At 48.3% G+C, this 16,845-nt stretch carries 16 protein-coding genes; 4 read left to right on the top strand and 12 right to left on the bottom strand.

Annotated features, from left to right (window positions below):
• Positions 1-2 precede the first annotated feature (2 nt).
• The 11 genes from BFR57_RS08080 to BFR57_RS08030 form a co-directional block, all read right to left on the bottom strand.
• Entirely contained in the window at positions 3-635 is a 633-nt protein-coding gene (locus BFR57_RS08080) for an NADH:ubiquinone reductase (Na(+)-transporting) subunit D (RefSeq protein ID WP_071463481.1), read from the bottom strand.
• Complete coding sequence (locus tag BFR57_RS08075) at positions 628-1,404, bottom strand: Na(+)-translocating NADH-quinone reductase subunit C (RefSeq protein WP_071463480.1); 777 nt, start codon at positions 1,402-1,404, stop codon at positions 628-630. Before BFR57_RS08075 ends, BFR57_RS08080 begins: the two co-directional genes overlap by 8 nt.
• Complete coding sequence (locus BFR57_RS08070; RefSeq protein ID WP_071463479.1) at positions 1,397-2,599, bottom strand: NADH:ubiquinone reductase (Na(+)-transporting) subunit B; 1,203 nt, start codon at positions 2,597-2,599, stop codon at positions 1,397-1,399. The genes BFR57_RS08075 and BFR57_RS08070 overlap by 8 nt, the downstream gene beginning before the upstream one ends.
• 2 nt (positions 2,600-2,601) lie before the next feature.
• Entirely contained in the window at positions 2,602-3,942 is a 1,341-nt protein-coding gene (locus BFR57_RS08065) for a Na(+)-translocating NADH-quinone reductase subunit A (protein WP_071463478.1), read from the bottom strand.
• Between the two features lie 172 nt (positions 3,943-4,114).
• A complete protein-coding gene (gene fabV / locus BFR57_RS08060; RefSeq protein ID WP_071463477.1) occupies positions 4,115-5,293 on the bottom strand; it encodes an enoyl-ACP reductase FabV in 1,179 nt (392 codons plus the stop codon).
• Positions 5,294-5,366: 73 nt separating this feature from the next.
• The gene (locus BFR57_RS08055) at positions 5,367-5,675 is read right to left on the bottom strand and encodes a BolA/IbaG family iron-sulfur metabolism protein (protein ID WP_071463476.1); all 309 of its coding nucleotides are present in this window, start codon (positions 5,673-5,675) and stop codon (positions 5,367-5,369) included.
• A complete protein-coding gene (locus BFR57_RS08050) occupies positions 5,675-6,172 on the bottom strand; it encodes a hypothetical protein (protein ID WP_143441062.1) in 498 nt (165 codons plus the stop codon). The genes BFR57_RS08055 and BFR57_RS08050 overlap by 1 nt, the downstream gene beginning before the upstream one ends.
• Before the next feature lie 92 nt (positions 6,173-6,264).
• Positions 6,265-6,801, bottom strand: coding sequence for an ABC-type transport auxiliary lipoprotein family protein (locus tag BFR57_RS08045; protein ID WP_171903951.1), 537 nt, complete (start codon positions 6,799-6,801; stop codon positions 6,265-6,267).
• Positions 6,773-8,392 (bottom strand): intermembrane transport protein PqiB, encoded by a 1,620-nt coding sequence (gene pqiB, locus BFR57_RS08040; RefSeq protein WP_071463473.1) that lies wholly within the window; start codon positions 8,390-8,392, stop codon positions 6,773-6,775. Before pqiB ends, BFR57_RS08045 begins: the two co-directional genes overlap by 29 nt.
• A complete protein-coding gene (locus BFR57_RS08035; protein WP_083405088.1) occupies positions 8,389-9,612 on the bottom strand; it encodes a PqiA/YebS family transporter subunit in 1,224 nt (407 codons plus the stop codon). The genes pqiB and BFR57_RS08035 overlap by 4 nt, the downstream gene beginning before the upstream one ends.
• Entirely contained in the window at positions 9,596-11,404 is a 1,809-nt protein-coding gene (locus BFR57_RS08030) for a sodium:proton antiporter (RefSeq protein WP_071463472.1), read from the bottom strand. Before BFR57_RS08030 ends, BFR57_RS08035 begins: the two co-directional genes overlap by 17 nt.
• Before the next feature lie 144 nt (positions 11,405-11,548).
• On the opposite strand from BFR57_RS08030, the gene BFR57_RS08025 reads away from it, so the two are divergent.
• From BFR57_RS08025 to BFR57_RS08010, 4 genes are read left to right on the top strand one after another with little or no spacing between them, the layout of a single operon-like run.
• The gene (locus BFR57_RS08025; protein WP_071463471.1) at positions 11,549-12,583 is read left to right on the top strand and encodes a Fe(3+) ABC transporter substrate-binding protein; all 1,035 of its coding nucleotides are present in this window, start codon (positions 11,549-11,551) and stop codon (positions 12,581-12,583) included.
• A 27-nt stretch (positions 12,584-12,610) separates the two neighbouring features.
• On the top strand, positions 12,611-14,236 hold the full coding sequence (locus BFR57_RS08020) for an iron ABC transporter permease (RefSeq protein WP_071463470.1): 1,626 nt from the start codon (positions 12,611-12,613) through the stop codon (positions 14,234-14,236).
• Complete coding sequence (locus BFR57_RS08015) at positions 14,237-15,304, top strand: ABC transporter ATP-binding protein (protein WP_071463469.1); 1,068 nt, start codon at positions 14,237-14,239, stop codon at positions 15,302-15,304.
• A gap of 54 nt (positions 15,305-15,358) precedes the next feature.
• Positions 15,359-16,306 (top strand): zinc transporter ZntB, encoded by a 948-nt coding sequence (locus tag BFR57_RS08010; protein WP_071463468.1) that lies wholly within the window; start codon positions 15,359-15,361, stop codon positions 16,304-16,306.
• 70 nt (positions 16,307-16,376) lie between these two features.
• Here BFR57_RS08010 and bfr read toward each other — a convergent pair whose 3' ends face one another.
• Positions 16,377-16,844 carry a bacterioferritin gene (gene bfr / locus BFR57_RS08005; protein ID WP_006955065.1) on the bottom strand — a complete coding sequence of 156 codons (468 nt, stop codon included), beginning with the start codon at positions 16,842-16,844 and terminating at the stop codon, positions 16,377-16,379.
• Between the last annotated feature and the right edge of the window lies 1 nt (position 16,845).

Genomic DNA, 16,845 nt, shown 5'->3' with positions numbered 1-16,845 from the left:
GCTTACTCCTTAGGTTCGACTTGTTCGGTGCGGAAAGTACGCAGTACCCAAATAAATCCGCCAATGATAAAGAACGCACTCGGTGGCATTAACAACAAGCCTACCGGCTCGTACCAACCACCCTCTGAAACCAGAGGTAGAATCTGTACGTCGAACAAGCTGCCCGAACCAAATAGTTCACGCACGAATCCAACAACCAGCAACACCACTGAGTAACCTAAACCATTACCCAAGCCGTCTAAGAACGACATACCCGGTGAGCTCTTCATTGCATAAGCTTCCGCACGACCCATCACGATACAGTTAGTAATGATCAGACCAACGAATACCGAAAGCTCACGAGAAATCTCATAAGCATATGCGCGCAATACCTGGTCGACCACGATTACCAAACTCGCGATGATGGTCATCTGTACGATGATACGTACGCTCGAAGGAATGTGGTTTCGAATAATTGAGATAAATAGGTTCGAGAACGCAACAACCGCGGTCAAAGCAATACACATAACCAGTGTATTGCTCATTTTCGATGTTACCGCCAACGCTGAACAGACACCCAAGATCTGTAGCGCAATTGGGTTGTTTGCAAATATCGGTCCGAATAATACGGACTTCATTTCTTTTGCATTAGCCATTGGTCAGCTCTCCTTTGCGCAATTTGTCGAGTAACGGACCGTAGGCGTCGTTGCCCATCCAAAACTGAATCAGTGCGTCTACACCGTTACTGGTTAGGGTTGCACCCGATAGCGCGTCCACTTCGTGTTCGCCAGAGGCCCCGCCTTTCACTAAGTCAAACTGGACTTTACCGTCATCGCCGTAAAGTTCTTTACCTTGCCAAGTTTTGACCCACGCAGGGTTGGTGATTTCGCCACCGAGACCGGGCGTTTCCGAGTGCTCGTAGAATGTGACGCCTTTAACGGTGTTAAAGTCGTCTTCGAGCGCGATTAAGCCATACATGGTGCCCCAGAGGCCCTGACCACGAATGTGAAGGACTGCACCATTGGTTGCGCCATCTTCACCTTTAATCAAGTAAACCTCAGTCATGTCTTCGCGCGAACCTAAGCCGGCAGGATCCTCAGATTTAGCCAACTTAGTACTACGCTCCGGATCACCTGCCGCTTTGCGGTTGTCAAAATCCGCAGGATTAATGTCCTGCATGACTTGGTAATCTTCTAAGCTAACAACCAGTGGTTGAATGCGCTCTTTATAGATTGCTGGAACATCCATTCCTTTTTCATAGATACCTGCAGCATCTAGAATGTTTTCCTGCATTGCCAATGCGGCGTTGCGCTCTTGCATTGGTTTTAAACCGATCGCGGCACCAGAGACAACGATAGAGCAAACCAAACACAGCGCCAGCACTACACCGACCGTTTTGCCTAAACTTTCATTCTTCTTAGACATTACGTGCTAACCTCCGTTTAATGTTGGCTTGCGCTACGAAGTAGTCAAACAATGGTGCAAAGACGTTCGAGAACAAGATAGCGAGCATGATGCCTTCAGGGAAGGCTGGGTTGACGACTCGAATCATCACCGTCATGAAGCCAATCAAGAAACCGTAAGCGAACTTACCTTTGTTGGTAAATGAAGCCGATACCGGGTCGGTTGCCATAAACATCATACCAAAGGCGAAACCACCCAAGACTAAATGCCAGTACCACTGCATCGCAAACATTGGATTCGTGTCGCTACCAATCAAGTTGAGTAGGCTCGAGAACACGACCATACCCAAGAACACACCACTTACGATGCGCCATGAGGCGATACGGAAGTAAATCAGTGCAAGGCCACCGATCAGGATCATCAGGGTAGACACTTCACCCACTGAACCTTGGATGTTCCCTAAGAAAGCGTCCCACCAAAGTGCGGTGTTGCTGTAGTCGATTTGACCCATCGCCGCTTTACCTAAGTTAGTGGCACCAGAGAAGCCATCAACAGCTGTCCAGATAGAGTCACCTGACATACTCGCTGGATATGCAAAGTACAAGAATGCACGACCCGTCAACGCAGGGTTCAAGAAGTTACGGCCTGTACCACCAAAGATCTCTTTACCAATCACGACACCGAAAGTGATACCGAGAGCAACTTGCCAAAGTGGCGTAGTTGCAGGCAAAATCAATGAGAACAGTACCGAGGTAACAAAGAAGCCTTCATTCACTTCGTGCTTACGTATCGAAGCAAAGAGTACTTCCCAGAAACCACCGACAATAAAGGTAACAGCATAGATAGGTAGGTACCAACAGGCGCCATACCACATCTTGGTACCCCAGCCAGCGTCGCCGCCGAAGTCACCACCTAACAAGTGGAATAGCCCAACCTGCCAAGCGTCACCTAATTGATAACCTTCAGCCAACGCCATCGCAGCTTGGTTACCTACGTTATACATACCCCAGAACATCGCAGGGAATGTCATCATCCATACCAAGATCATGATGCGCTTCAAATCGATCCGGTCACGAACGTGAGTCGTCGATTTAGTCACCGTGCCTGGTGTATACAGAATAGTGGCTACCGCTTCGTAAAGCGCGTACCACTTCTCGTATTTGCCGCCTTTTTCAAATTGCGGCTCAATACGCTCGAGTGTTTCTTTCAAGCTCATGGTTAGCCTTCTTTCTCAATCTTAGTGAGACAGTCTCGCAACACTGGTCCGTATTCATACTTTCCAGGGCATACGTAGGTACACAATGCCAGATCTTCCTCATCCAGCTCCAAGCAGCCAAGTTGCTGACCTTCATCAGTATCGCCTGATAACAAGTCACGCAATAATAGCGTTGGTACGATATCCAGCGGCATCACGCGTTCGTAGTTACCAATGGGTACCATTGAGCGCGCAGACCCATTCAATGAAGTGGTCATGCTGAATAGCTTCTTCGGATTGAAGTGGCCCGCATAAGCACGCGTGACCGAGTGTAAATCTGAACCAGGGCGGATCCAGCCAAACAACTCTTTGTGATTGCCCTCTGGAATAACGCTCACCTGATTGTGGAAACGACCCAACCAACGATGTGCATCATCTGCTGTGTGACCGTTCAATACTGAACCAGAGATAACACGGTTGTTGTCGCCTGCAAGCTCACCGTCAGTAAGCTCGATTAAATCAGCTCCCAAACGCGTGCGAAGCAAGCGAGGTTCTTTTACACCTTCGCCACCTAATGCAACAAAGCGTTCGGTAAAAATCTCACCGGTTGTGAACAGCTTGCCATAAGCAATGACATCTTGATAACCGATGTGCCAAGCAGGACGCTGCAAGCTCACTGGATTCAAGAAATGCATATGAGTACCCACCAAACCGGCTGGGTGTGGTCCTGAAAATGACTCTAACTGCACGTTAGTATCGCCTACATCCACTTCTGCATCGGCTGCTTTGACCACAAACATTTTGCCTTCAGTGAGGTTAGAAAGTACTTTCAAACCATCGATGAATGCTTGTTTATGCTCATTAATATAGACAGTCGGATCGCCAGACAATGGATTCGTGTCCATTGCGTTGATGAAGATTGCGGTAGCTTCGGCGTCTAGAGCAGGCGCTTTACTGAATGGGCGCGTTCTCAATGCTGGCCATTGGCCGGATTCTACCAGAATCTCTTGCACTTTTTCGCGACCCAAGCCGTCAAGCTTAGCGCTGTCAAACGACTCAAAGGTCACCTGCTCATCGCCATCAAGCTCAACTACAACTGCCTGCAGCACACGGCGAGCACCACGAAGGATGTCTTTCACCTTACCTGCACCCGGGGCAGTGTATTTCACGCCTGGATTCTTTTTATCTTCGAAAATCACCTGACCTTTTTTTACACGATCGTCCACTTTCACGTGCATGGTCGGGCGCATACCGACATACTCTTCACCCAAGGTAGCGACCGTCGTCACGGCCTTACCGTCGGATAGTTGCTGCTGGGGAGCACCCTTAATTGGGATATCCAGCCCTTTTTTGATCGTAATCATATGCGTTTGCACTACTCGTTAGGGAAGATTCATCACAACCAGCTATAATAACTGGAAACCTGAGAAATCAATAAGTTACTGATAAGGGCTCACTTCTAGTAAAACCGATATCAGTGACTAGAAAACGTAATCCACACTTATCGTCTGGATTTTAACACTTTTTACACTCCGCTTACCAGTTTACTTTGGGATTTACATCAGCGTCGTAATCTACGTTGTCAAAACCAAAGCCAAACAAGTGCAAGAAGTCTTGGTGATAGCCCGCATAGTCAGCCAGCTCATGGAAATTGTCTTGGGTCACCTGATCCCATAATGCCTCAACTTTGGCCTGAGTTTTTTCGTTGGTTTCGTAACCATTCATATACAGTCGGCCCGCTTCATCTAGGCTCGGGTTCTCCTCGTAAAGGCCTTCGGTAAACAGGCGATAAATCTGCTCAATACAGCCCTCGTGAGTGCCCTCTTCTTTCATTACGCGATAAATGAGCGAAATATAGAGCGGCATCACCGGGATAGCAGAGCTTGCCTGAGTCACTAACGCTTTTAACGAAGACACATAGGCAGACAGATCAATATCACTATACTGCTCACGAAGTGCCGCTGCTGCGCGGTCTAAATCTTCTTTAGCACGGCCAATGGTGGCATGACCATAAATCGGCCACGTTAATTTCTTACCGATATAAGTGTAGGCAGTCGTTTGGCAGCCCTCAGCAAGTACGCCTGCATCGTGTAACTGTTTAATCCAACGCTCCCAATCTTCGCCCCCCATCACTTTCACGGTGTTGGCAATTTCTTCATCATTGGCAGGCTCGAGCGAAATATCATGCACCTCATCTTTGTCAGTGTGATAAGTCTTTGTGGTATAAGCCTGACCCACGGGTTTCAGCGTTGAACTGTAAACTTCACCTGACTCTGGATCTTTACGTTTTGGCGACGCCAAACTGTAGACAACCAGATCAATTTTACCCATATTTTGCTTGATGTAGTCGATGGTTTGTTGCTTGATTTCATCAGAAAACGCATCGCCATTAATACTGTGATATTGCAGACCTGCTTGTTCAGCTTCTTGATGAAAAGCAGCCGTATTATACCAACCCGCAGTGCCCGTACGCTTTTCGCTAGGCTCTTTCTCAAAACACACACCGAGCGTATGTGCACCGCTGCCAAAGGCCGCAGTAATTCGTGACGCCAACCCATATCCTGTTGAGCAACCCACGACCAAGACATTTTTCGGGCCGTCTGCGACGGGACCTTGTTGCTTAACAAACTCAACTTGACGGTGAACATTTTCAGCACAACCCACAGGATGTGCGTTGGTGCAAATAAATCCACGAATTTTTGGTTTAATGATCATAGTGATTCCCTAGTTTAAATTTTTCACCATTGTACGGGTTCTAATATCAACAACATATCTTACCTGCTTGGGGCTAGCTGCCACCCCCCATGCAATTGGGCGAATCAGGCGCTTGACCTTGTGCCTGCCACTCTTGTTCAGTATACGTATGCAGCGCTAAGGCATGAATCTGGCTCAACACCTCAGCCAACACTCGATTAACGGAACGATGACGTTGAATCAACCGCTTACCTTCAAACTCATCACTCACAATGGTTACTTTAAAGTGTGACTGCGCTTCAGCACCTGCTGCATGCATATAACTTTCATCTTTAACATCTAATAATTTGGGTCGAAATGCACTTTTCAGTGCATCCTCAATCATCGGCTTAATTTGACTCATTAATACGTCGCTCCTTCGTCAACTGCACTTAAGCACACGCGTTCGGATCCTGCCAAGGTGGCTACAGCCGGAAATACTTGCTCCGCCACTGCACCTGCGGATTTTGATGCAGACATCGCTAAGCGATAGCGTGATGCGCTTACCGAACCATCAACCTGATATAAAATAAAGGGCTGGTCACCAACCACTTCATAAAGCGCCTTCAACCCCTCTTCGCGATAAGGTGGAAAAGCACTCACGTCTCCTGTCAGTCGCCACCCATTGAGCTCAGACTCTGATGCAAGTAGGGCTTCGTTGGTACGGTCGCGGCAGAAGCTTACCTCAATCACCGCACGACTTAAACGCCATTCAGCATTAGGTAGTTGTTTTAAATCGAGCTGCGCAATTGGGTTGTCTTGTGTTATTGAAGATGAAGTGGACGGACTGCACGCGCTGAGTAAAAGACCACTCAACGCCATTAATAAAGAAACCAAACGAATCATCGATGCTCGGTGCACAGATACACTCCTGTCAGATATGTCTTGCAGGAGTATAGCAACTGCAGCCATAGACTTCAGCCGCATTCGAACTCAGTATGAGTCGATTCTAACTACTTTTTAATCTGTTGTTCAATATTGGTTAAGCTTTTTAACCAGGCGCGGTCAAGCGCGCGAACTAAACCGTCATAACCATCATTATTCAGGCTAACTCGCTGTTCGAAGGAGCCCCTCAGCCCGGCTTCTGAACCATTGTTGAAGTGCCAGTATCCGGCGACCACCGCTTCACCTTGGGTGTTCCCATAAAACTGCATCAAACTGACCTGTAGTCTTTTTTCGCATTGGTCAGTAAGCCGCCGCTGAAGACTGTTTTGTAGTTGCGATGCTAAACCACCTATCCAACGGTTATTGCGCGCTTCAACCATGAGTAGTTCGGTTTCTTGCACCATCACGCCATCGCGTCCAATACCGGTGTCAATCGCAATCTGCCGCGCCTGCTCATCGCAGTAACCCGTGGACGCTTGGTTTAAATGCGGCAACCGATAATAGTTAACATCCGCCGAAGGCGCGGCACCGCAAGCCGCCAATAGCAGTAAGCTACTCACGGCCAAGACCATCAATTTAATCGTTCGCTTTAGGCTCTGGATCATCTTCTGCTTCCGTATTGAATAACAAGGCATTGGGCTTACGTCGTAAGGTTTCCACCAGTGGTTTCAAATCGCGGGACGTCGCCTCAAGGTTTTGCAATGTGCGCTCTAGCTGGGCCCGACTCGATGAGCCCGACTCAAAATCCGCCAAAATGCCGTTCAAGCGTTTCACTGATTGCTCTAGCGATTGCGGTAACGACTGCCACCCCGGTTGTTCTACAATAATTTTTACCTGTTCGGTCAACGCTTTGATTTGTTCAGCGGTGTCATCTGTCGAAGCCATCGCTTCTGTAAACTGATTAACACTTTGATTCAGTGGTAAATTATTCAACGTATCTAAAATTGAGTTCAGCTTCTCTTCTAGCCTACTGAAGTTGCTCACGATTGTCGGCATCACTGGATACCCCGCAAAGGTATCTTGTTGTATCGCCTCCTCATCGGGATAGAAACGCAAATCCACATACAGCGTGTTGGTAAAAATATTCGAGGCGCGGATTGAGGCACGCAGACCTTGCTCAAAAAAGCGGTTCAAGTGCTCCCGCCAACGCGCTAAGTTGGTTGAGGCAACCAACCCTTCAAGACGATCGGGCTCGTAACGTATGAGCACAGGAATCAAACGTAAAGGCTGACCGCGATTACCATCCGGTTGCCAACGGAAAGGCACTTCGACCACAGTACCCACTCGAATGCCTTTAAACATGACAGGCGAACCAGCAGCTAATCCGTCTACTGACTCATCCAATAGCAGAACATAATCGATACCGCGTGAGTAACCTTGCTGTTCCGCCTCCTCTTCACTGGCAAAGAGCTCAAACTCTGCCATCGCTTGCATGGGCTCGCCTAGGGGCTGACCATTCGGTACGCCAAAACTGATGCCCGCCCCTAACAACGACTCGACTGACCCGACTGAAACATCGACACCGTCGGGTTTCCAGCGAAACGATACACCTCGTTGCAACCAAAACCGCGTATTTTCCGTCAGTAACTCATCGTACGGCGATTTAATAAACACCTGATAAGTCGTTGCACGCGCCTCAACTGAAAAGTCCACTTGCTCAACTGTACCGACCGTAACACCTCGATATTGGACACTATCGCCTACCACAATGTTGGCCGCGCTATCACTCCTCAACACGATACGTTTGCCGTTGGTGTCGGCATCGGTGACTGGCGGCTGTTCAAGTGCTGTAAAATGATCACGTGGCTGTTTCGACTCACCCGGCTCTAGCTGCACGTAAGCGCCCGAAAGTAATGTATTCAGGCCGGAAATACCACGTCGTCCGATACGCGGCTTTACCACCCAAAACTGCGAGTCATCAACCAACATACTGCCGGTATCTGCGTTCATTTCAATATGTAACTCTGCAGTTTCGAAGTTATCCGATAAGGTAATTTGTGTCACTTGTCCGACATCAACATTGCGCACCCGTACCGCGGTCTTGCCCGCTTGTAGCCCTTCAGCATCTTTTATTTCCACAATTATTTGTGGACCACTTTGATCGCGCTCTTGCCACACCATCCAGCCTGCAACGAGTGCAGCTAAGATCGGTACCAGCCAAATCGGTGAAGCGAGTTTACCTGTCCAATGCGTCATTCAGTTGGTTTCCTTGCCCAGAATTGTCGGGTATCAAAGCTCATTGCAGCTAACATGGTCAGTATGACAGTACTGGCAAAAGCAATCGCAGCGTGACCGGGATAAACCGACATCAATGCGCCATTCCTCACTAAAGCAACCAGTACCGCCACGACGAATATATCGATCATCGACCAACGGCCAATCCAGTCAGTTACACGATACAACCATAGCGCGCTTTTCGGGCGCTTTGAAGTATCCTGCTGCGCCAAAATAGCCAATGTCGCCAAAATCAGAATTTTAGCAATTGGAATGACCAGACTCGCGACAAATACAATAATCGCAATCGGTATATCGCCGCTCTGCCACAACGATAATACGCCGCCGACGATAGTTTGTGGCTGTGCTGAACCCAGGGCTACGGTTTCCATAATCGGTAACAGTTGAGCGGGGATGAGCATCAAGGCGGCTGCGAGCAACAATGCAAACGTGAGTGAGGTGCGACCCAATCGAGCTGTCCAAAGCGGTTCGTGACAACGCCAGCATTCGGCGTGTGTCGGCTGATTCGCGGCATAACAAACTGGACACCCCACCACATGGTGTTCGTGGGCGCTTTGACCGACCATGCTACGGTAGTTTGCGGCTTCTTCATCAGCGGGCCACAATGGATGTCGCTTCATCCGCTCAACTACGACCAGCAGTAGAGAAACAAAACCGCCAAACGCAATTACACCGTAACCAAAATCGATAGTCGCATAGCCCGCTAGCTTAATGAAACTGATAAGTGCACCAATTAAAAATACATCGGCCATCATCCATACGCGAATGTATTTAATGGCGCGAACCAGCCAGCGTCCAAATCGATAATTCACACGTTCACGCCACAGTAGAATAGTCGCAGAAGCGAGCAAGAACAGCGCAGGCAAAACGACGACCGACAATAATACGACAATAGCAAGCCACTGCTCATGAAACGCCGCCAACTTGCGACTGCTATCTAATAAGGTCATTTGCTGACCTTGGCCAGACACACTGTAACCAACGAAATTCATCTCTGTCGCAGGAATGAGCAGAATCAAGGCAGCAATAATCAGCGCAATTGTATGGCTCACACTGAGCGTGTGGCCACCTAAAAAGTGGCCACAGCGCTGGCAACGACTTGACGCACGGTCACTGACCCAATTGATTTGGTCGCAATCGGGACAGACACGTACATCGTCAACGTTACTCGTTACCCTCATCGGCATTTTTCTCCGGTGTTATCATTGCGATAACGACCCAGCCTGGTGCAGGCTTGAGTTCTCTTTCGGTAGTGAAGATATGGATCTTCTTCTGTTCATCCAGAGCAAACATCGGTACTGCACGCGCACCATACTGTTGTTGATACTCCTCAAAACCAAAGTTTTCAGTAATCGGCGTTGACTTAACTTTGGCACCTTGGAAGTGCAAGCTCGCCAATTTAGAGTAAGTAATGCTATCGCCAAATAAATTGAGCGTATTTTTATAGTTTTCTGATAACTGATGACTGGCTCTAAAGTCCGATTCACCGCTATTCAAACCATGCACTTTTGAGCTGCCAAACCAATCTTGATAATACACCGAAACCAGCGGATTTAACTGCTTATAAGGCGACATCACCAATAAACGGCCAATACCGGTCAAGTCGATATTATTCGAAGCATGCTCCGACGCGGGATTACCAAAGTAAACAGGTAAGTTATCCATCCGCGCAAGACGGATATTCTCCCAGTTGGTATCAGCCAACCGGACAGGGATTTCATGTTCTTTAAGAACCGATGCCACCGCACGAGCCATCTGGTTGGCACCAAAAATCAAGAATCCACGCGCCGGCGGTTCAATTAATCCAAGCAGTCGCGCTAGCGGTTTAGCGGTTAAGCTTTGTAACACCACCGTTGTCATGATGACTAAGAACACCAAGGGCACGATAGCCGATGCATCAGTCCATCCCGACTGTTCCATCTTCAACGCAAACAAAGCCGATACCGCCGCGGCAACAATACCTCTGGGCGCGATCCATGACAGTAGCAACTTATCCTTAAAGCGCAACTCAGTGCCGATAGCAGACAACCAAACACTTAATGGGCGCACAAGGAACATAATTACCGCAAGTAAGATGATAGAGGGCACACCCAAAGCATCAAAGTCAGCAAAATCGAGTCGCGCTGCCAACAGAATAAACAATGCCGAGATCAACAGCACTGAGAGGGTTTCCTTGAATTCCAAAATCTCATCAAGATTAAGATTTTTGGTATTCGCCATCGCCATCCCCATAACGGTGACGGTCAGTAGGCCTGATTCATGTTGGATTGCGTTCGACAACGCAAATACGCCCAAAACGATGGTCAGGGTTGCGACATTCTGTAAGTAATGCGGAAACCAACCTCGGCCTAGCGCGAGGCCGAGCAGCTTAGCCGCCGCCCAACCAAAGAAGAAACCGATGCCGATGGTTTTCGCAAAAGCCTGTAAGGCATGCAACATGGCTACGTCTTGGCTGGCAATAATAAATTCATAAACTAAGACCGCAAGTAATGCACCCAGCGGATCAATAATAATCCCCTCCCAGCGCAAGATGTTCGCCAACTTATTAATCGGTCGAATTGAGCGGATCATTGGCTGAATAACCGTCGGCCCGGTCACCACCACCAATGCGCCGAACAGCGATGCGATTTCCCAACGCCAATCCATAATAAAGTGCGTCGCGACACTGATGGTTACCCATGTAACCACCATACCGATGCTGACTAAGTTGGTCACCATGCGGCCATGACCGCGTATTTCGTCAAACTTAAGCGTCAAGCTCCCCTCAAACAGGATGACCGCAACAGCCAGGGAAACCACGGGGAATAGCAAATGGTCGAACAACTGATCGGGTTGCAACCAACCTAACGTAGGTCCCACCAAGAGGCCACAGACTAGCAACGGCAAAATCGCCGGCAGTTTAATGCGCCAGGCTAACCATTGGCAGCAAATCGACAACACACCGATAAGCGCTAACATGGATAAGTCAGACATAGGGTCTCCAGTAAAGTATGAGCTTATGCTCTGTTATTTTATTTGACATTGACCGCCACTCAAATGAGAATGGCTATCATTAAATTTTAATTTTGATACACTTAAGTAATTAACCTACGCGAATTATTGGTAAGAGGTTTGAATATGGCAATAAAAATTACTCCCCTCAAGCTTGCAATGGCAACCATTATCGGTGCAGCCACACTCGCAGGCTCATTCGCGCAAGCGGCTGAAGTTAATATTTATTCATCGCGGAAGCAAGCATTGATCAAGCCTCTGCTCGATAAATTTACTGAACAAACAGGTATTGAAGTTAACCTGCTGACCGGTAATTCAGACGCATTGCTATCTCGTTTAACGGCCGAAGGTGAAAATACCCCAGCGGACTTATTTCTAACCGTTGACGCCGGCGCGCTGCATCGTGCCGTTACCGCCGATGTGTTTCAAGCGATTGATTCTGAGTTCGCCCACAAAACCGTGCCAGCACATTTTCGCGACAGCGATGACCAATGGGTTGGTTTGAGCTTGCGTGCTCGTCCGATTTTTTATTCGCCAGACCGTGTTGATCCAAGCAAGCTCGAAAATTATATGAGTCTAGCAGACGACCAATGGCAAGACCGTATTTGTATTCGCTCGTCGAATAACATCTATAACCAGTCATTAGTCGCTGCCTTACTCGACCACTACGGCGAACAAAAAATCATGGATTGGGCTAAGGATTTAGTCGACAATTTCGCCCGTACGCCCGTCGGCGGCGATCGTGACCAAATTAAAGGGGTCGCATACGGCGTGTGTGATATCGCCGTAGCGAACACTTACTATTTTGGTCATATGCTGAATTCTGACCAAGCTGAAGAACGCGAAGCAGCTGAAAAAGTTAAGATTTTCTGGCCTGCGCAAAATGGCAATGGCACCCACGTCAATGTGTCGGGTATTGGCATCACTAAACATGCAAAGCATGTCGATGAAGCCACACAATTAATCGAATTTCTGCTCTCAGAAGCCTCACAAAAATGGTATGCTGAGGCCAATTATGAGTACCCTGTACGTGAAGGCGTTGAGTGGAGTGAGACCCTCAAGCAATGGGGTGACTTCAAACAAGACGATATTTCGATGGATATTTTAGGTGAGAATAACGCAGAAGCCGTCCGTTTAATGAACTCGGCAGGCTGGCGTTAATTCCGCACTAAGCGTTAAGGAGCAGCTATGACCCGCGGCCCGCTCGTGTTGTTCGGCGTTGCGGCATTGGTAGGGCTACCACTTATTGTGGTGGCCTTATCTTTGTTAAATCCTAATTGGGATATTTTAAATCACCTTTGGCAAACGGTGATACCCGAGTACATTTCTCATTCACTGATACTACTGGTATCGGTGGGGTTTGGCGTGACTATCCTCGGCGTCAGCACCGCATGGTGCGTAAGCCAATACGATTTCCCGGGTTGGCGCTGGGTGAGTTGGGGGCTACTACTTCCCTTAGCCATGCCCGCGTATATCTCAGCTTATACTTATACTGGCCTACTGGATTACGCCGGTCCCGTACAGCAAGCATTACGCGATACCTTCGACCTCAGCATTGGTGAGTATTGGTTTCCCAGTATTCGGAGCATCGAAGGCGCTATATTCGTATTAAGCTTAGTGCTTTACCCATACGTTTATCTGATTACTCGCGCAGCCTTCATGCAGCAATCAACCGCCGCATTTGAAAGTGCACGGACATTAGGCGCAGGTCCTGTCCGGAGCTTCTTTCGTATCGCACTCCCATTAGCACGACCCGCTATCGCAACCGGCGTCACGCTCGCGTTGATGGAAACACTCGCCGACTACGGCACCATGGAATACTTTGGTGTTACCGTATTTACTACAGGTATTTTCCGTACGTGGTACGGTATGGGTGACGCTCAAGGTGCGTTGCAATTGGCGTCGATTCTCCTGCTGTTTGTTATTGTACTCATTCTAATTGAGCGCTATTCAAGGCGTCAGGCTAAGTTTTATCAGCGCCGCAGCCAAAATAATAACTTCAGAAAACCGTTACGTGGCAAAGCGGCGTGGCTTGCATCGGCAGTGTGTTGGCTCCCCATTGTGCTCGGCTTTGCCATTCCCGCAAGTCAATTACTGATGTGGTCGATCGAACGTGCTGATATCTGGACCCAGGCGTCATTTTGGACGCTGACACTCAATACGCTCTGGCTGGGCTTGTTAGCCGCTACCATCACGGTTGCGTTAGCGCTCTGGCTCGCCTATGGTCGCCGTCGCCATCCAACCCGAGCAATCCGCACGGCAATAACAACCGCGGGGCTTGGCTATGCGATTCCAGGTATTGTCATTGCCGTTGGCATTTTGATTCCACTCGCGTGGCTTGATCACCGTATTATCGATTTCAGTAAATCGCTATTCGGTGTGAACCCTGGTCTGTTGTTAAGCGGCACCGTCGTTGCGTTAGTATTTGCTTATACGGTGCGCTTTTTGTCTATTTCTTTGCAGACGATAAGCTCGGGTTTAGAACAAATCACCCCCCAAATGGATGATAGCGCACGTACGTTGGGCGCGAGTTCACGTCGCATCATGACTCGGATACACTTGCCGTTACTTAAAAGCTCAATTCTAGCCGCACTGATATTGGTGTTGGTTGATGTGATGAAAGAACTACCTGCAACCTTGGTGTTGCGACCCTTTAATTTTAATACCTTAGCGGTCAAAGCCTTCGAAATGGCCTCGGATGAACGACTTGCTGATGCGGGACCTCCTGCACTGATGATTGTCCTGGTGGGTTTAATTCCAGTATTGATGTTGTCACGTGCCTTGCGCACTCAAACGATTAAAACGGGAGACTAAATGAAGCCGTTAGTAGAACTTGATTCAGTGTCCATTGAGTTAGGTAAGGAACGTATAGTTGAGCAACTCTCGTTCTCACTGAATGAGGGCGATATTGGCTGTTTATTGGGGCCTAGCGGCTGTGGTAAAACGACGTTACTACGCACCATTGCCGGTTTTTCTGAGGTCACCAGTGGTGCTATACGTCTCTATGGTGAGGAAGTCGCTTCAACGAAAGTGCAAATGCCCACCGAGCAACGTCAAATAGGCATGATGTTCCAAGATTTTGCCTTGTTTCCGCACCTTACTGTGGAAGAAAATATCGCCTTTGGCATCAATAATTGGTCGAAAGCCGAACAAAAGCAGCGCGTAAAGCAACTGCTTCAACGGGTCGATCTGACCGGCTATCAAAATCGTTATCCGCATGAGTTATCTGGCGGGCAACAACAACGAATCGCACTTGCCCGTGCATTGGCACCCAAGCCAAAACTCATGCTGTTAGACGAGCCTTTTTCGAGTCTCGATGCAGAACTGCGCGAACTGTTAGCGCAAGATGTGCGTAACTTATTAAAAGAAGAAGGTATTACTGCGCTGTTAGTGACTCACGATCAGCAAGAAGCCTTTGCCATGGCAGATAAAGCCGGTGTCATGTACGCGGGTCAATTATTGCAGTGGAATACCCCCTATGAGTTGTATCATCAGCCCGAGCATGAGCTAGTAGCAGACTTTATAGGTCGCGGCGTATTACTTAATGGCCAGATAAAATCGAATCAACTGCATAGCGCTTTGGGCGTTATCGACCATGAGGTCCTCTGCGATCAAGACGATCACGACGTCACTTTTCTCGTACGCCCAGATGATGTGCTTATTGTCTCCACCGCTCACCCCCACCGCCTGCAGGCTCAAGTCGTTGGGCGTGGCTTTCGCGGTTCTCATTATTTATATACGCTTGCCTTAGACAACCATGAACATGTACTCGCAGTAGGTCCCTCACACCAACCTTTGCAGTCAGGTCAAATGGTAGGGATAAATGTTGACTTCGACCATTTAGTGGTGTTTGATTCCAATATATGTCAATTACCTGACTAAGCGCTCAACAATCAATCACTTATGTGATTTGGGCGCTTATTATTGGAGCGCTTTATGAACTTTTTAATCGATGCTTGGGATTTTAACCAGCACCCTGCGCAAGCGATCAACAACGACGACACTGTTAAGTCTCGCCCCGGCTGTTGGTTTCACTTTCAGCGTGACGTGGAAGGTATCAATGAATGGCTGAAAGCCGCTGATATTCCCGAACCTATTATTGACGCCATGCTTGAAGAAGATACGCGTCCACGCTTTCAGCGACTCAAAGACGGCTTTGTACTGTTATTGCGAGGCGTAAACCTCAATGAAGGGGCTCAACCTGAAGATATGATGAGCTTGCGCATCCTCTATTATAAAGAGACCGTGTACACGTTTCGCAAGCATCATTTTAAAGCGGTAGCTCATATACGCGATGACCTGCAAAACCAACAAGGGCCTGAAAGCTTAAATGACTTTTTGGTGCACCTTGTCGAGCAGTTAAACCAGAAGATCGAAGATGTCATTGACGATATTGAGCTCAACGTCGAACAAATGGAGACGGAAGGCTTTGATAACACAGCAGAGCAGCAAAAGAAGCTGACCGTAATGCATCGTCGCTTACTGCGCTTAAACCGCTTTATTCGCCCACAACTAGCCGCACTGGATAAGTTTACTAGTGAGAGCGAAAAATGGGTCGATGCGGAGTTGCATCAGTGGCTACTGAATGAGCGCGATACCACCCAGCGGTTACTGGAGCAAATCGACCTGATGCTTGAACAGGTATGGATGCAGCGCGAGCAAATACAACAAGCGGTCGCCGAAAAGATGAACCGTAATACTTACTGGCTCTCAGTCATCGCAGGCGTATTTTTGCCATTAAGTTTTTTAACTGGGGTGTTTGGTATCAACATTGGTGGCATGCCAGGCGTCGAGAACACCAGTGCCTTTGAGATTTTTTGCTGGATTTTACTGGGTATCGCGGTGGTCGAATTTCTCTTACTCAGACGTCTGCGGTTTTGGTAAACCCAGTCAATAAAGCAACAAAAAACGCGGCTAACCCTGCCGCGTTTTTTATGGTTGAATGAGACTAATCTTACTTCATGCCTTGCAAGTAAAGCGCCTCACCCAAGCGATCCATCAGGTTCAATTGGATACGCAGCCAATAGGCGTGGTCTTCTTCCGTATCACGTAAAATCCCCACCAACATATCACGCGTGACATAGTCATCCACTTGCTCGCAATAATCGATCACTTCGCGCAAGGTTTTGGCGTTGTTGTATTCCAGCTGTAGGTCATTTTCTAACATTTCGCGCACGTCCGAGCCGATATTGTGAGGCTCGCGGTTGGACATATTAGGTTTACCTTCCAAAAATAGAATACGACGAATCAATAGGTCAGCATGGCCCCGTTCGTCATCAATCTCATGATTGATACGTTCGTACAACTTCATCAATCCCATGTCTTCATACTGGCGCGAATGGGATGTGTATTGATCAATAGAGGTCAGTTCGAAAGCGAGTAAACGGTTTAACTGCTCGACGACTTTGTTCTCTGCTTTCATT

It is taken from the genome of Idiomarina sp. MD25a (genome assembly GCF_001870515.1).
GTDB lineage: Bacteria > Pseudomonadota > Gammaproteobacteria > Enterobacterales > Alteromonadaceae > Idiomarina.
This window is presented reverse-complemented; position numbering and strand designations above follow the sequence as displayed.

Excerpts from the sequence above, each read along its gene's own strand:
- BFR57_RS08035 (WP_083405088.1), bottom strand. The coding sequence starts at position 9,612 with ATGAGGGTAACGAGTAACGTTGACGATGTACGTGTCTGTCCCGATTGC.
- bfr (WP_006955065.1), bottom strand. The coding sequence starts at position 16,844 with ATGAAAGCAGAGAACAAAGTCGTCGAGCAGTTAAACCGTTTACTCGCT.
- BFR57_RS08020 (WP_071463470.1), top strand. The coding sequence starts at position 12,611 with ATGACCCGCGGCCCGCTCGTGTTGTTCGGCGTTGCGGCATTGGTAGGG.
- BFR57_RS08070 (WP_071463479.1), bottom strand. The coding sequence starts at position 2,599 with ATGAGCTTGAAAGAAACACTCGAGCGTATTGAGCCGCAATTTGAAAAA.
- BFR57_RS08030 (WP_071463472.1), bottom strand. The coding sequence starts at position 11,404 with ATGTCTGACTTATCCATGTTAGCGCTTATCGGTGTGTTGTCGATTTGC.
- BFR57_RS08065 (WP_071463478.1), bottom strand. The coding sequence starts at position 3,942 with ATGATTACGATCAAAAAAGGGCTGGATATCCCAATTAAGGGTGCTCCC.
- BFR57_RS08015 (WP_071463469.1), top strand. The coding sequence starts at position 14,237 with ATGAAGCCGTTAGTAGAACTTGATTCAGTGTCCATTGAGTTAGGTAAG.
- BFR57_RS08080 (WP_071463481.1), bottom strand. The coding sequence starts at position 635 with ATGGCTAATGCAAAAGAAATGAAGTCCGTATTATTCGGACCGATATTT.
- fabV (WP_071463477.1), bottom strand. The coding sequence starts at position 5,293 with ATGATCATTAAACCAAAAATTCGTGGATTTATTTGCACCAACGCACAT.
- pqiB (WP_071463473.1), bottom strand. The coding sequence starts at position 8,392 with ATGACGCATTGGACAGGTAAACTCGCTTCACCGATTTGGCTGGTACCG.
- BFR57_RS08075 (WP_071463480.1), bottom strand. The coding sequence starts at position 1,404 with ATGTCTAAGAAGAATGAAAGTTTAGGCAAAACGGTCGGTGTAGTGCTG.
- BFR57_RS08025 (WP_071463471.1), top strand. The coding sequence starts at position 11,549 with ATGGCAATAAAAATTACTCCCCTCAAGCTTGCAATGGCAACCATTATC.
- BFR57_RS08010 (WP_071463468.1), top strand. The coding sequence starts at position 15,359 with ATGAACTTTTTAATCGATGCTTGGGATTTTAACCAGCACCCTGCGCAA.
- BFR57_RS08055 (WP_071463476.1), bottom strand. The coding sequence starts at position 5,675 with ATGAGTCAAATTAAGCCGATGATTGAGGATGCACTGAAAAGTGCATTT.
- BFR57_RS08045 (WP_171903951.1), bottom strand. The coding sequence starts at position 6,801 with ATGATCCAGAGCCTAAAGCGAACGATTAAATTGATGGTCTTGGCCGTG.